The organism is Pseudomonas taeanensis MS-3, from assembly GCF_000498575.2.
In the GTDB taxonomy this organism is placed as follows: Bacteria; Pseudomonadota; Gammaproteobacteria; order Pseudomonadales; family Pseudomonadaceae; genus Aquipseudomonas; species Aquipseudomonas taeanensis.
The window spans coordinates 1-13,580 of the sequence record NZ_AWSQ01000012.1 but is presented as its reverse complement, the minus strand read 5'-3'; the positions used below and the strand labels follow the sequence as shown (position 1 = coordinate 13,580).

8 protein-coding genes and 4 pseudogenes are annotated in these 13,580 nt (G+C 61.7%); 3 read left to right on the top strand and 9 right to left on the bottom strand.

Features of this window, described 5'->3' with window-relative positions:
* Positions 1–553: 553 nt before the first annotated feature.
* The 9 genes and pseudogenes from TMS3_RS23880 to TMS3_RS23840 form a co-directional block, all read right to left on the bottom strand.
* A pseudogene (locus TMS3_RS23880) lies at positions 554–1,012 on the bottom strand (IS5 family transposase); the annotation flags it as partial.
* Between the two features lie 72 nt (positions 1,013–1,084).
* Positions 1,085–1,837 carry a group II intron maturase-specific domain-containing protein gene (locus tag TMS3_RS23875; protein ID WP_025167814.1) on the bottom strand — a complete coding sequence of 251 codons (753 nt, stop codon included), beginning with the start codon at positions 1,835–1,837 and terminating at the stop codon, positions 1,085–1,087.
* Positions 1,838–2,069: 232 nt separating this feature from the next.
* Positions 2,070–2,591, bottom strand: a pseudogene (locus TMS3_RS23870) (IS5 family transposase); the annotation flags it as partial.
* Between the two features lie 336 nt (positions 2,592–2,927).
* Positions 2,928–3,563, bottom strand: a pseudogene (locus TMS3_RS26135) (integrase core domain-containing protein); the annotation flags it as partial.
* 268 nt (positions 3,564–3,831) lie between these two features.
* A pseudogene (locus tag TMS3_RS25240) lies at positions 3,832–3,987 on the bottom strand (IS5/IS1182 family transposase); the annotation flags it as partial.
* Between the two features lie 63 nt (positions 3,988–4,050).
* Entirely contained in the window at positions 4,051–5,505 is a 1,455-nt protein-coding gene (locus TMS3_RS23855) for an efflux transporter outer membrane subunit (protein ID WP_051394296.1), read from the bottom strand.
* A 172-nt stretch (positions 5,506–5,677) separates the two neighbouring features.
* Positions 5,678–6,757, bottom strand: coding sequence for a lipid A deacylase LpxR family protein (locus TMS3_RS23850; protein WP_025167811.1), 1,080 nt, complete (start codon positions 6,755–6,757; stop codon positions 5,678–5,680).
* Positions 6,754–10,080: an efflux RND transporter permease subunit gene (locus TMS3_RS23845; protein WP_025167810.1), complete on the bottom strand. Its 3,327-nt coding sequence runs from the start codon at positions 10,078–10,080 to the stop codon at positions 6,754–6,756. Before TMS3_RS23845 ends, TMS3_RS23850 begins: the two co-directional genes overlap by 4 nt.
* Entirely contained in the window at positions 10,077–11,177 is a 1,101-nt protein-coding gene (locus TMS3_RS23840; protein WP_029866596.1) for an efflux RND transporter periplasmic adaptor subunit, read from the bottom strand. The genes TMS3_RS23845 and TMS3_RS23840 overlap by 4 nt, the downstream gene beginning before the upstream one ends.
* A 99-nt stretch (positions 11,178–11,276) precedes the next feature.
* Here TMS3_RS23840 and TMS3_RS23835 point away from each other — a divergent pair, with 99 nt between their 5' ends.
* Genes TMS3_RS23835 through TMS3_RS23825 form a run of 3 tightly spaced genes read left to right on the top strand, consistent with a single transcriptional unit; the run spans position 11,277 to position 13,381 of the window.
* On the top strand, positions 11,277–11,936 hold the full coding sequence (locus TMS3_RS23835; protein WP_025167808.1) for a CerR family C-terminal domain-containing protein: 660 nt from the start codon (positions 11,277–11,279) through the stop codon (positions 11,934–11,936).
* Positions 11,937–11,995: 59 nt separating this feature from the next.
* Positions 11,996–12,604 carry a sll1863 family stress response protein gene (locus tag TMS3_RS23830; RefSeq protein WP_025167807.1) on the top strand — a complete coding sequence of 203 codons (609 nt, stop codon included), beginning with the start codon at positions 11,996–11,998 and terminating at the stop codon, positions 12,602–12,604.
* 57 nt (positions 12,605–12,661) lie between these two features.
* A complete protein-coding gene (locus TMS3_RS23825; protein WP_025167806.1) occupies positions 12,662–13,381 on the top strand; it encodes a hypothetical protein in 720 nt (239 codons plus the stop codon).
* Positions 13,382–13,580 lie beyond the last annotated feature (199 nt).

Sequence of the window (13,580 nt, the reverse complement as noted above, 5' to 3'; positions counted from 1 at the left end):
CTTACCACGTTCCTTACCTGTCACACGCCCAGGTTAGAGCCTGCCTTTTTGCCGGAAGTCTGATGACGACGTATTCCCACATCCCACAGAAATAACCGACCTCACACCTTTTGGTTCATGCCTATCAGCCGTTTTGGCATGTTTTCAGTCACGACATTTATCAGCAGTTCACTTACGTTGCTCATACTGGCCAGCCTAGCGCCTCAACCCGGTACGGCTCCGAGCATCTGTGCTTCACTTCGCAGCGATTACACACCATCAAGGGGCTACATTGTCACAAGAGCTTCACACCCCACCGTTACCAGTGATGCATGTCTTGTTAGGCTATCGCTGGTCGCACAGCGAGTCCGCTACCATTCCAAACACGGAATAGGTGGACAATGACAGGTAAAGCTTCGTGTCGCACAGGATGGTCTGAAGTAGCCGTGTATTTTTGGCTGACTTCAGCCTCTGCCGATTTTGAAAGCGGTAAATCGATCAAAAACGCTCAGATCACCCGCTTATTTTTGGGTTTTTAGCCGCCGCAAGTACCTCGCGGCAGCCATTCTTCGCATTACAGGCGCACCTCTCCTGCATTCGTCAGTAAATGTCTGCGCGCCATCCACAGATTCGACAGCGCGAACAGTGTCACCAGTTGCGCAGTGTTCTTCGCCAGGCCACGGAAGCGCGTCTTCACATAACCGAACTGCCGCTTGATCACCCGGAACGGGTGTTCGACCTTGGCGCGCACCTGGGCTTTGGCCTTCTCGATCTTGCGCTTGGCTTTGTACAGCGGGCTGCTCTTGCCCAGCTTCTTGTAAGTACTGCGGCGTGCCGCGACCTGCCAGATCACCTTCCGGCCATCATGCTCCGGACGCTTTTCGACACCGGTATAACCCGCGTCAGCACCGACCATGTTTTCCTCGCCATGCAACAGTTTGTCGACCTGGGTGATATCCGCCACATTGGCCGCCGTGCCCACCACGCTGTGCACCAGACCGGACTCAACGTCCACGCCGACATGGGCCTTCAGTCGGGTAAAGCAAGGGTGTTACCACCCTTGCCTCCCCTAAGAACCGTACGTGAGAGTCACCCCTCATACGGCTCAAGCCTTCCAGCAGCCTGAGTAAGACTGGGCAACCTGACGATGCGCTCTTCGGCGCTCAAGGTAAAACGTCCATGCTGGATCAAACGGGTTCGCTGCACTGCATATTTTGATATGCCGCACGATCGAAACACTGGCGGCGGCATACAGCCAAGCGGGTTGACTCATGCCGCGCGCTTTCTCCTGGGTGGCGAAAACCCAGTGCCGTTGACCCACGACACGAAAGTAGCGTTGTTTTACCCAATGGGCACTTTTCATGGCGTGCCGGCGAACTGCCCAGCGCCATAACACTTGCCAAATCTGATGGTCGATCCATGCGAAACGCTTGGCGGCGACAACATGGCGATGATACATGGCCCATCCTCGGATCACCGGGTTCAGGGTCAAGATCAAGTTAGCTTGAGTCGCCGTCTTGTTTGCGTTCGCGATTTCCCGCACCTTATCCAGCAATGCCTTCGCACTCTTGCGAGCCGGAGTGATGAGTAGCTTGCCGGCGTACTTGCGTACGTTCTGGCCCAGAAAATCGAAGCCTTGCGAGATATGCGTTATCTGAGTCTTTTCATCAGAGAGTTCCAAGCCTCGCTCTTTCAGGAACGCCTCAATTGCAGGACGAACCTGATGTTGCAAAACAGCTTTCGTGGCCCCTGTGATGATGAAGTCATCGGCATATCGTACGACGTGTATCTTGAATGGCTTACGCTTGCGCGCTGTCGAAGCCACGCTTGCATAGACGACATCTTCCAGGCCATCCACTTGTGTTAGCCGTACCCGTTCATCCCTAGCACCTCTCCGCCTTGATGCTGGCAGATTCAGTCTGGCCTCGCGGTTCGACCTACCGAAATATCGGCGGTTACATTGTCCCCAGAGCTTCAGACCCGGCTGTTACCGGCCACGCCTGTCTGGGTAGGGAACGAGTGGTGGAACAGTCGGTTCCGTCGGGCGTTAACCTGCGGAACAGAAACCCATGCGACTTTCAGGTCGCACTGCCGAAGTAGTACTGCTGACCTTTCTTGGTTTGGTGCATTTCCGGGTCGCGCTTACCTTCTTTGTTCTTGGTCGAGCTCGGCGCGTTGATCAGCGTGGCATCGACGATAGTGCCTTGGCGCAATGACAAACCCCGGTCACCCAGGTAGCCATTGATCACGGCCAGGATGCCGGCAGCCAGCGCGTGCTTCTCCAGCAAACGGCGGAAGTTGAGGATGGTGGTTTCGTCAGGGATGCGCTCCAGGCTTAGCCCCGCGAACTGGCGCAAGATTGTGGTCTCGTACAGCGCCTCCTCCATCGCAGGATCGCTGTAGCCGAACCAATTCTGCATCAGATGAACCCGCAGCATCGCCATCAGCGGGTAGGACGGACGACCGCCTTCACCCTTGGGGTAATGCGGCTCAATCAAGGCGATCAAGCCCTTCCACGGCACCACCCGATCCATCTCGATCAGGAACAACTCTTTACGGGTCTGCTTGCGCTTGCCGGCGTATTCGGCATCGGCGAAGGTCATCTGCTTCATCGGAAAACTCGGTGGGTGGCGTCCGGGTATTTTGCCAAAATCAGGAAGTCTTCTTCAGAGTTTCCCTAATCTTCGCTCATGTGTTCAACGACCACGCAGAAGTCAGCCCGGTTTCCCGTGGAGTAATGTTCCAACCCCTTTCCGAGCCATTACAGCCCGGCATTCGCTTTCTCTACGGAAGGTCTGAAGTAGTCGCGATTTTCATGGTGTTTTTCTCAACGACTCGAAAAAACAACGTCTCAATCGAAAAAACGGATCATTTTCCACCTTCAAATGCATAGTTTTGCGCCTTGAGGGGGGAATCCCCCCATTTTTAGCACTCGCCAAAAGTAGAGGTCAGGCCGCGCGGGCCAACTTCTGTTTGGGGGTGATACCTCCCTGGGCCATGTTTGGCCGTTCGTGATTGTATGTCCACATCCAGCGAGTTGCATGTTCCTGCACCTCGGTGATCGATTCGAACAAATAATGCCCCAGCCAGTCGTAACGCACCGTGCGATTGTAGCGCTCGACGTAGGCGTTCTGCTGTGGATTTCCTGGCTGGATGTACTCCAGGCGAACGCCGCGCTTTTCCGCCCACAGAACAAGCTTACTGCTGATGTACTCCGGGCCGTTGTCACTACGGATGGTCTGTGGTTTCACACTCTTGCGAGCCGGAGTGATGAGTAGCTTGCCGGTGTACTTGCGTACGTTCTGGCCCAGAAAATCGAAGCCTTGCGAGATATGCGTTATCTGAGTCTTTTCATCAGAGAGTTCCAAGCCTCGCTCTTTCAGGAACGCCTCAATTGCAGGACGAACCTGATGTTGCAAAACAGCTTTCGTGGCCCCTGTGATGATGAAGTCATCGGCATATCGTACGACGTGTATCTTGAATGGCTTACGCTTGCGCTCTGTCGAAGCCACGCTTGCATGGACGACATCTTCCAGGCTATCCAGCGTCCAATTCGCAAGTATCGGAGAGATAACGCCTCTCTGGTTGAATCGCTCCCTTGGCATCGCAATGACAGATTTCCATGTTCCGTACATGTGCCTGAATGATCGTCACGCCACCTCTATGCCGGATACCGCCAGACCAGAACCCAGGCGCCCGTCTGACTTGTCCCAGAGCGTTGTCGAGTCTCTGGTTTCGATATCGTCTGCAATTATCGACACTTCTTCGATGGTTCACTTACGTTCGTCTCAATCAATCAATCATACCTGACTGACTCTTGGTCAGCCTTTTCCCGTGGCGCTCACCACACACGCTCTTTACGTATGCAGCCCAGGGTGGTTTCACATAACCGAACTGGCGCTTGATCACTCTGAATGGGTGTTCAACCTTTGCCTTTGCCTTCTCGATCTTGCACTTGGCTTTATATAGAGCGCTACGCTTGCCCAGTTTCTTGTAGGTGCCACGGCGAGTACGACGATGAATGCGATGAGACGGTGGCTTGAGGAAAGACATTTGTGCCATTGCGCAGCCTTACTCTTGATGGGGGAGCCTGGTGGTCAGGGAGGGATTCGACGGACTGCCGGCAGTACTCTCGACAGTACGGTCGAAACCGGCGCCACCGCCGAGCGCGGCATACAGGGCCACCTGGCTGGCCAGCAGCTGTCGGCGCACCTGAACGAGTTGTTGCTGTGCCTCCAGCTGGTTGCGCTGCGCGTCCAGGACTTCAAGATAGGCGGCGGCACCGCTCTCATAGCGCAACTGCGCCAGCCGGGCGCGCCGGTCCTGCACATCGCGGGCCTGGCGCAGTTGCTCGACCAACTGCGCCAGCGCCTGGCGAGCGGAGAGCGCATCGGCCACTTCGCGGAAGGCGTTCTGAATGGTCTTCTCGTAGCTGGCCACGGCGATGTCGCTGCGCACCTCGGCCAAGTCCAGCGCAGCGCGGCGTCGCCCGCCATCGAAGATCGGCAGGGAGATCGTGGGTGCGAACACCCAGGTGCGGCTGCCGGACTCGAAAAGACCGGCGAGTTCGGCGCTCAATGTGCCGAAATTTCCTGTCAGCGCAATGCGCGGGAAGAAGGCAGCCCGAGCCGCACGGATGTTGGCGTTGGCGGCGGCGAGCTGGCGCTCGGCCGCGATGATGTCGGGGCGGGCCGTCAGCAGGTCGGAGGGCAGGCCAGCATCCAGCGCGGCGAAGATGGCCTCGTCGCGCAGCGCAGGCTCGGCGATGGTTAGCTGCTCGATGGACGCGCCCACCAGTTGGGTCAGCGCATGGGCCTGCGCCGCACGGGCCTGCTGAAGCTGCGTGCCCAGCGTGCGGGCCTGGATCAGCAACGTTTCGACCTGGGTCAGCTCCAGGTCGGAGGTCGACCCCATCTCGTTGCGGCGGCGGAAAATGCGGTAGGACTCCTCGCGGCTGGCAATGGTCTGATTCGCCAGCGCGATGCGCTCATCGTAGTCGCGCTGGCTCAGGTAGGCTTGCGCGACGGCTGTGATCACGCTGGCCCTTACGGCGCGTTGTGCATGGTCGGTCGCCAGGTAGTTCTGCAGTGCGGCCTCATTGAGGCTACGCACCCGGCCCCACAGGTCGAGTTCCCAACTGGTCAGGCCGACCGCTAGGCCAGCCACCTCATGGATGGCAGGTTCTCCGGTCAGAATCAGATCGTCCGGCACGCGTGCGCGAGCCCCCACGCCGGTCAGACCGATCATCGGGAACTGCTCGGACCGCTGGATACCGTGGGCGGCACGCGCTTCCTCGACACGCAGCAGCGCCAGGCGTAGGTCGCGGTTGTTCGCGAGCGCCTTCTCGATCAGCGCGCGCAGTTGCTCGTCGACTACGTAGTCGCGCCATGGCGACTCCACAGGGCGGATGCCTTGTCTCTCGGCAGGCAGGGCATTGGCAGGCCAGTGGGTGGCCACCGGCAACTCCTCGGGCACTGCGCGGATGTTCAGGGTGGGCGCGCAGCCCGCGACGGCCATTGCCGCCATCACGCATCCCAGATGCCACACGGCACGCTTCAGGAGGGGGAAAACTTCAGCCCTGTGCTTTGCGGCAAAGGCCGGCCCTCCGAGCCTGCCCGATCCAATTACCGTACTCCGCATGAGAGATTCCTTACGCTATGAATGACCAACCAATAACGATCTGCGCAGCCCATGCAGATCAAAACCTGCGGTTGATGGTGAAACTGCCGTAGACGGGCAACTCCTTCTGCTCGCGGAACTCCCGCGTGCGTAGGTGGTGCGCGAACGCAAACTTCCAGTCGCCACGGGTCACCGCGATGCCCTGGCCGACGTCGGCCACGGAGGAGCGCTTGTCGACGCTATGGCTGTTCTTCCAGGTGTTGCCATCGAGCGTGAGGTCGTAGAGCACCCAACGGACGTCGGCGGCGACGAAGAAATGTCCGGCCCAGCCGCGGTACGTGTTGCCGGAGACCGGCGGTGCGGTGTTCTCTCCTGCCGGGCGCAGTGGCGAACTGCCGAAGTCGTCGGGCAGCCGCCAACCGATACGCCACTCGGCGCCGAAGTTGGCATGGGTGCCGAAGTTGCCCAGCGCGCCGCCCCAGTGAGTGATCATGTCCTGCGACAGACCGCTACCACGTGCGAAAGGCACCGGCGGCAGATCGTGGCGGCGCATGCGCTCATGCAGGAGCTGGAACACGGGCTCATCACGCAACTGGTGATCCCAGCCATTGAAGTGAGGGCTGCCGATCACCTTGTGCACGCTGCTCTGTACCTCATTGCCGCGTGCGGAGGGTCCCACCATGCCCAGCCGCAACTGGTTGGTTGTCAGGTGATCGCCCTTGCGGGCGTTGTAGCCCACACTGAACAACAACACCGCAGCGTACGGGCGATCGTCTGGAGTCAGCTCCGAAGGTCCGTGATCTTCCGGGGTGAACAGGCCTTGCCCGAAGCTGGCAATCATGTTGATCTGGTCGAAGTCGTCGACCTGCAGCCATGTCAGGCCACGGTTGATCCACCTGGCGGCTGTCGGCAGGAAGGGGTCGTCCAGGTAATCGAGCAGGCTGGGCGACACCAGCGTCACCAGCAGGCCGTTGGTATAACCCTGATCCTGGGATCTGCCGCCGAACAGGTCGTTGTCCACGCGCAGACTCACAGTCGGCCGGCTGATCTGATCCAGCACCGACTGGCATTCCGACGCCATGGCTTCGGTCGCCAACAGCGCGGCAGCGCACAGCGTTGCCCCCAGCCAGGCAGTCCGACGGAAAACTGCATGATTCATTGGGTGTTCTCCTTATCGACGGCCAGGCCTGCTTGCGGCGTAAGCCCTTCACGGCGTAACGCGTCGAGGTAATAGAGGGTGGGCACAACGAAGACGGTAAGCACCGTGGAGGCCAGCGTGCCGAAGATCAGCGAGATCGCCAGCCCGCCGAACACAGGGTCGGGCACCATGATGGCCGAGCCGAGGATGATGGCCAGCATGGTCAGCAGGATGGGCCGCAGCCGCACCGCACCGGCCTGACGCACGGCTTCTGCCAGCGGCATGCCCTGCTTGAGGTTGTCCTGGATGAAGTCGATGATCAGCAGCGAGTTGCGCACCACCACGCCCGAAAGCGCGATGATCCCGACTATTGAGGTGGCTGAGAAATCCGTGTCCAGCAGCCAGTGCCCGGGCAGGATGCCGATCGCTCCCAGCGGCACCGCGGCCATCGCGATCAGCGGGATCAGGAAGGAACGGTAGTAGGCCACCAGCAGCACGTAGACCGCCGCCAGCGCCGCGCCGAGGGCGGCGAGCATGTCGCGGTAGATGTTCAGCGTCAGCCGCATCTCGCCGTCCCACAGCAACTGGTAGCCGTCGATGGTGTCGGGCACAGTCTCGCGCAGACCGAGATTGCCGATCGCTAGCGGCTGCCCGTCAGGTGCGCGCATCCCTGACAGTCGCTGCGTCAGATCGAGCACGGCATAGGTGGGCACGCTGCGCGCCAATTCGCCGCCGATGAAGATGACCGGTTCGTTGTCCTTTCGCAGGATCGGCCGATCGGCCTCGGCGGGCACGCGCCGCACTATTTCAGCCAGTGGAATCTGCCGGCCTTCGGCATTGGGCACGTACAGCCCTTCAAGCCGTGCCGGATCGGGCTGTGCGGCGCGTGGTACGTAGGCGCGGATGGACACCGGATTGCGTTCGCCGTCCAGGTGCGCGCGGCCGACCACTCGGCCGCCGTAGGCAATGTCCAGCACCTCGGCGATCTGCGCGGTCGAGACGCCCGACAGCGCGGCCTTCTCGCGGTCGGGCACCAGCCGCCACTGCGGCATATCGGTCGGCTCGCTGTTGCTGATGTCCACCATGTCATAGGTCTGGACAAATTCAGCCTCGACCTGACGCGAGAGTTGCCGCAACACCTCCAGATCGGTGCCGTAGAGCTCCGCCAGCACCGTGGCGCGCACCGGCGGGCCGGGAGGGTCCTCGACCAGGCGAATGCGCGCGCCGGGATGACGGGCGCGGATCGCCTCGATGTCCGGGCGCAATGCGTGGACGATGTCGATGGAACTCTCGGAGCGGTTGTGCTTGTCAGTCAGGTTGACGCGGATCTCGGCAATGTGCTCGCCGGTCAGCAAGGAGGTGCCCTGAATCAGGCCGTTGAAGTCTGTTACTCCGGTTCGGCCGACCCAGCTCTGGTAGTTCGTCACCTGAGGAAGCCGGGCCAGTACCCGGCCGATTTCTCGCACCAGTCGGTCGGTTTCCTCCACCGGGCTGGCCTGCGCGGCCTGAAGCACGATGCTGAAGGTGTTCTTGTTGTCCTTGGGCAGAAAGCCCAGCGCCACGCCCAGATAGGGTGCCGGCCCGCCAATGCCGGCCGGTCGCACGAACTGCCAGCCGCCCTGGGCCAGCGACAGCCCCATCGCTACCGCAATGCCGATCGCCAGCCAGCGGCGCACCCGCGGGCGCTCTTGCAGCGGGATGAAAAACTTCAGATAGGTACGTTGTAGCCAGTCCGGCCTGGACTCGTGGTGGTCATCACCTTGCGCATTACCAGCCACGGCCGTGCCGGCAGGTTGGGGCCGCTTGAGCCAGCGGTTGGCTGCCCACGGCGTGATGATGTAGGCCACCATGATCGACGCCAGCATCGCCACCGGCACGTTGAAGGCCAGCGGATAGAAATAGTCTCCGGCCATGCCGGTTATCAGCAACAACGAGAGGAACACCAGCATGATGGCGAAGGTGGCCAGGTTGGTGGCGTTGCCAATCTCGTTGGTCGCAAGGACGGTGACTTCTTCCTTCGAGCCGGGCGTTCGGGCGTGGTGGTAGTGACGATGGATGTTCTCGATCACCACGATCGCGGCATCGACCAGCAGACCAAGCGCCAGGATCAGAGCAAACAGCGTGATGCGGTTGATGGTCACGCCGCCAAGCAGGTCGACGGCCAGCGTGATCGAGAAGATGACCGGCACCGTCACCGAGACGATCAGCGCCTCGCGCCAGCCCAGGAACAGCAGCATCACAAAGCTGACCGTGACCAGTGCGATTATGATGTGTTCCATCAGGCCATTTACGGCATCCTCAGCCTTCTGACCGTCGTCGCGCGTCACCACTACGTGCACCGCCTGCGGAATGAAGCTGGCCTGCATGCGCTGCACCCGGTCTTTCACTGCGCGCGCGACTGCGACGGCGCTTTCGCCTTTCTTCTTGGCCACGGCGATGGTCACCGCCGGCATTTCGCCGATGGCTTCTTCGGCGCGCGCATCGCCAGGGCCGAAGGCAAACCGGCTGAGTTGCGTGATCTCCTCATTTGAGCCGTCGGTGACGGTGGCGACGTCGCCGAGCTTGATCGGCTGCCCGTCGTGCACACTGACGACCAGGTTGCGGATTGCCCTGGCCGAGTCCAGGTCACCGGCAAAGCGCAGTTCGTGTGTCTCGTTGCCGGAGACCGGTCCGTTCAGCGTCAGCGCGGAATTGGCCGCCGTAAGCGCCGCCTGTGCGGTCGCCAGCGAAATCGCGAAGGCCTGCATCCGCACTGGATCGAGCGCCACGCCGATCTCGCGGTCGCGACCGCCGTACACCGTAACCCCGGCTGCGCCGGGCGTGCTACGCAAGCGCTCGGCCACCGCGTCAGCCAGGCGCTTGAGGCCGTGGTCGTCGTAGGCGTCGGATGCCAATGTGACGGTGACGATGGGCACATCATCGGCATCCACGGCCTGGATCAGCGGAACGCCCGCATCCATCGGCAGGCGAGCGCGGCTGGTAATCACCCGGTTGTAAAGCTTGACCAGCGAATCCTCCGGCGGCTCGCCGACTTTGAACTGCACCTGCACCGTGCCCAGGCCCGGACTGGCGTTGCCGTAGCTGTGGTCGACGCCGGTCATCTCGCTGAGGATGCCTTGCAGTGGCGAAACCACCAGCCGATCCACTTCCTCAGCGGTGGCACCCGGCAGTGCGACGACCACCACGGCACCGGGCACGACGATCTGCGGGTTCTCCTCGCGAGGATTCAAGAGCACGGCCAGAGCGCCGAGGGCCAGTGCGCCGAGCACGAACACGATGGTCAGCTTGGACGTGATGAAGCTGCGCGCGAGCCGGCCGGCGAGGTTCAGGGATGACCCGCTCATTGAGCGGGCACCACTGGCACCAGGTGGGCGCCGTCGCGGACCGATGGATCGATCCGAGCCAGCACTTGTTCGCCCGCGGCCAGTCCGCTGGTGACCAGCACCTGGTCTCCGAACCGCTCGGTCAGGCGCAGCCAGCGAAACGCCAGCCGTTCGTCTTTGCCGACCACGAATACGCCGGTCAGCCCGCCTTGTTCGGTGAGCGCCGCGGCGGGGATCGTCACCGCCGTTGCGCTGTGCGCGCTATTGGCAGGCAGGCGCACGCGACCGAACATGCCGGCCAGCAGCGCGCTGTCCGGAGGCAGGCTGATCTCGACCGTGTAGCGCCGGGTTGCCGGATCGGCCGACGGCACGATGGCGCGCACCGTGCCCGTGACAGGCTGATCCTCACGCTCGTCGATCAGCACCGGCACTGTGGCGCCGGAAGCGAAGGCATGCAGGCTGGCCTGTGGCGCAGAGAAGCGGAACAGCAACTGGTCGCGCCCCTCCACGGTCAGCAGCAATACGCCCGGCTGCACGATGTCGCCGTCGCGCACGTGGCGCGTGATGATGGCACCATCGATCGGGCTGGTCACGTGCTGGTCGCGCCGGTTGGCTTCGGCGATCGCCATCGCAGCGCGTGCCTGCTCGACAGCAGCCGCCGCGACCTGGGCGCGCAACTGATCCTGCTCAAGATCCGTTCGGGAAACCCCGCCGGCACGCGCCAGCGGTTCGTTGCGAGCGACATCGGCATCGGCCTGGCGCTGTTGTGCCTGTGCAGCATGCAACGCCGCGCGCGCCTGCTGCACGGCGCCCTCGGCCTGTTGCGCATCGATCGTCACCAGAACCTGACCGGCCCTTACCGGCTGGCCTTCATGCAGCCCGGGGGCCCGTACTGTGCCTGCCGTGCGGGCAGCTAGCTGTACCCTCTCGTCGGCCACGACCGTGCCGCTGGCCAGGTCACCGAGGGCCACCTCGGCTTTGCTGGCGGTGACCACGGGCAGCGCCACCGACGGTGGCTCCACCGGTGCGACGTGCTCTGCACCGCCACAGGCGGCGAGCGTGAGCGCTGTAATGAGTACCGCCAGTTTATGGAGCAGCATTGGGACGAGTGGGGTCATATCGCATGGTTCCCAAGGAGGGCTTCGATCCGAAAGCCTTTATTTGATTGTTCGTTCGAACGAACTATAATTTAAATACGTTAAACGAGGAAGACGTGCATGACAGCACCAAGCGGGCATGAAGTCCGTAGCGCCAAGACGCGAGCGCAGCTCATCGAGGCTGCCATCGATGTGATCGGCGCGGTGGGCTACGAAGGGGCTAGCACTCGGGCCATCACGCAGGTGGCGAAGACGCCGCTTTCAGCCATCCCTTACCACTTCGGGGGCAAGAGCGAGCTCTACATGGCAGCCGCCCAGATGATTGCCGAGTACGCCCGCGAGCGTTTCGGGGAGGTCATCCACATTCTCGATGCACCGGCTTCCGGAAGCGAATCCCAGGCATTCGAGAAGGCACTCCTTCATCTTCTGCACATCATTCTGAGCAACGCAGAACCGCACTCATGGACGTCATTCGTCGCGCGCTGTGCCTACGAGAACGACGAGGCGTTCTCCCTGATCCACAAGCAGGCGATCGAGCCCATGCTGCAGCGTCTCGTAGAGGCTGTGACGGCCATCTCGTCTGGCGATCTCGGCATCGCCGCGGCCCGGCTGCGGATCAATGCGGTCGTGACGGCCATTTTCAGTTTCAGGTTCCTGCGCGGCGTCATGGTCCGCGGCATGGACTGGGAGAACCTGCAGGACGATGGCGCCGCTCAGCTCGAAAAGATGATCAGCGACCTCTGCCGCAGCAGCTTTCTCCCCGTCAGGCCCGCCACATGACACTGTGTTCACAAGATGGCGCTCCGGCTTTTTACCCACCCAAGAAAGGTATTGACGTTATGAACACTCAAACCCATATCCACGAAACCATTGCATGGGCCAAGCAGCGCCTGGACGAACTGGACGCGGGTATCGCTGCGGCCGAGAAGTCCCTGGACGAAGTGAATGGCGACATCCGCCGGGAAGCCGACGACGCACTGGCTCGCCTTCGAGAGGCACGAGGCAAGCTCCAGGTTCATTACGACAAGCTCCGCGCCGAGACCGGTGCCACCAAGCAGGGCGTCAAGGCTGTTCAGGACGCACTGGAAGCAGAATGGGTCGAGGTGGAAGCCGCGTTCCATTCGTTCACGTCCGCCGTTGGTGAACATGCCCAGACGGCGCGGGGTATCGTACTCGCCCGTGTTAAGGCCCAGCGCAGTGCGTGGGAGGCCTCGCTTCAGGAACTGCGTGGCCAGACTGCGGATGCCGTGGAAAAGGCCCGCGCCGAACTCGATGCCGCCATTAAGCGCGTGTCGGACGAAGCCGAGAAGTTCCAGACCAGGATTGGTGAAGTCAAGGATGCCGGCGACGCGTCCTGGGAAGCCGTCAAGAGCGGGCTTGAGGAAGCCAAACAGGTGCATTCCCGCACGATCCAGAAGATCCGCGACGCGCTCTCTAAGTCGCTCTGAGCGAGGGAGAGCTTCCTCTTCGCATGAATCTAATTTGATTTGGCAAGGAGCTTGAGCATGAAACCCCGTCTATCCACCGTGGCATTGGCCGTGCTGGTGCAGGCAGGCCTTGCGCAGGCACAGGCACAGCAGTCATCAGAATCTACCCCGGCAGCCCAAGCCAGCGAACCATCGCTCGCCAGGCAATCCATCGAATGGTCACAGACACGCCTGACCGAACTGGACGCCGCCATCGCCGTGTTTGAGCAGAATCTCGCCAAGCGCAACGGCAATACTCGCGCCAAGGTTGAGGTTGCACTGCAGGAGCTGAAGGGCAAGCGCGACGCCTACCGGGCCGAGGCCGAGGCGGCTGCCGCCCAGGCCAAGATCCGCAGTGAGCAGGAGCTGGCGCAGGCCAGGCAGTCGCTTGACGATTCCTGGACGGCGTTGCAGGGCACCAAAGACCGTTATCTCGATACCGTGCAGGCCGACGTTGCCACCCGCAGGGCAGTCCTGCAGGCCGAATTCGATGCGCGCCAGAAGGCATGGCAGGAAGCCATCGATGGACTCAGTGCCGATGCTGCTTGGCTCTCTGCCGAGCAGCGTGTCGCTATCGAGGTGCGCATCGAGGCACTCAAGGTCAGAGTCGAAGAGGAGAAAGCCCGCGCCGCACGACTGCGGGACGCTTCCACACAGGCCTGGGAAAACGCAAAGCAGAGCTATGCCGAAGCACAGCAGAATTTCGCTCAAACCTATTCCTCGATTCGCGAGTCGATCGCAGAGGCGGCCAAGAAGTGATGATGTGACCATGCGGCAGTACTGCCGCATGCGGCCTCTCGCATGGGGGCTGGCGCCGCTTTGGCTTGTCGCCCAGCCGGTCCTTCCGGTACTGACGAAAGGCAGGAGCTTGCAGACCGGAGTTCCGGGTATCAGTGACCTACTGACGCTTGCTTTGTCGCCAGACTCAGGCTGGCTGTGCCCCCCCCCCCCCCCCCCC

Coding starts and splice junctions, on each gene's coding strand:
- TMS3_RS23825 (WP_025167806.1), top strand. CDS start 12,662: ATGAAACCCCGTCTATCCACCGTGGCATTGGCCGTGCTGGTGCAGGCA.
- TMS3_RS23830 (WP_025167807.1), top strand. CDS start 11,996: ATGAACACTCAAACCCATATCCACGAAACCATTGCATGGGCCAAGCAG.
- TMS3_RS23855 (WP_051394296.1), bottom strand. CDS start 5,505: ATGGCGGCAATGGCCGTCGCGGGCTGCGCGCCCACCCTGAACATCCGC.
- TMS3_RS23850 (WP_025167811.1), bottom strand. CDS start 6,757: ATGAATCATGCAGTTTTCCGTCGGACTGCCTGGCTGGGGGCAACGCTG.
- TMS3_RS23840 (WP_029866596.1), bottom strand. CDS start 11,177: ATGACCCCACTCGTCCCAATGCTGCTCCATAAACTGGCGGTACTCATT.
- TMS3_RS23835 (WP_025167808.1), top strand. CDS start 11,277: ATGACAGCACCAAGCGGGCATGAAGTCCGTAGCGCCAAGACGCGAGCG.
- TMS3_RS23845 (WP_025167810.1), bottom strand. CDS start 10,080: ATGAGCGGGTCATCCCTGAACCTCGCCGGCCGGCTCGCGCGCAGCTTC.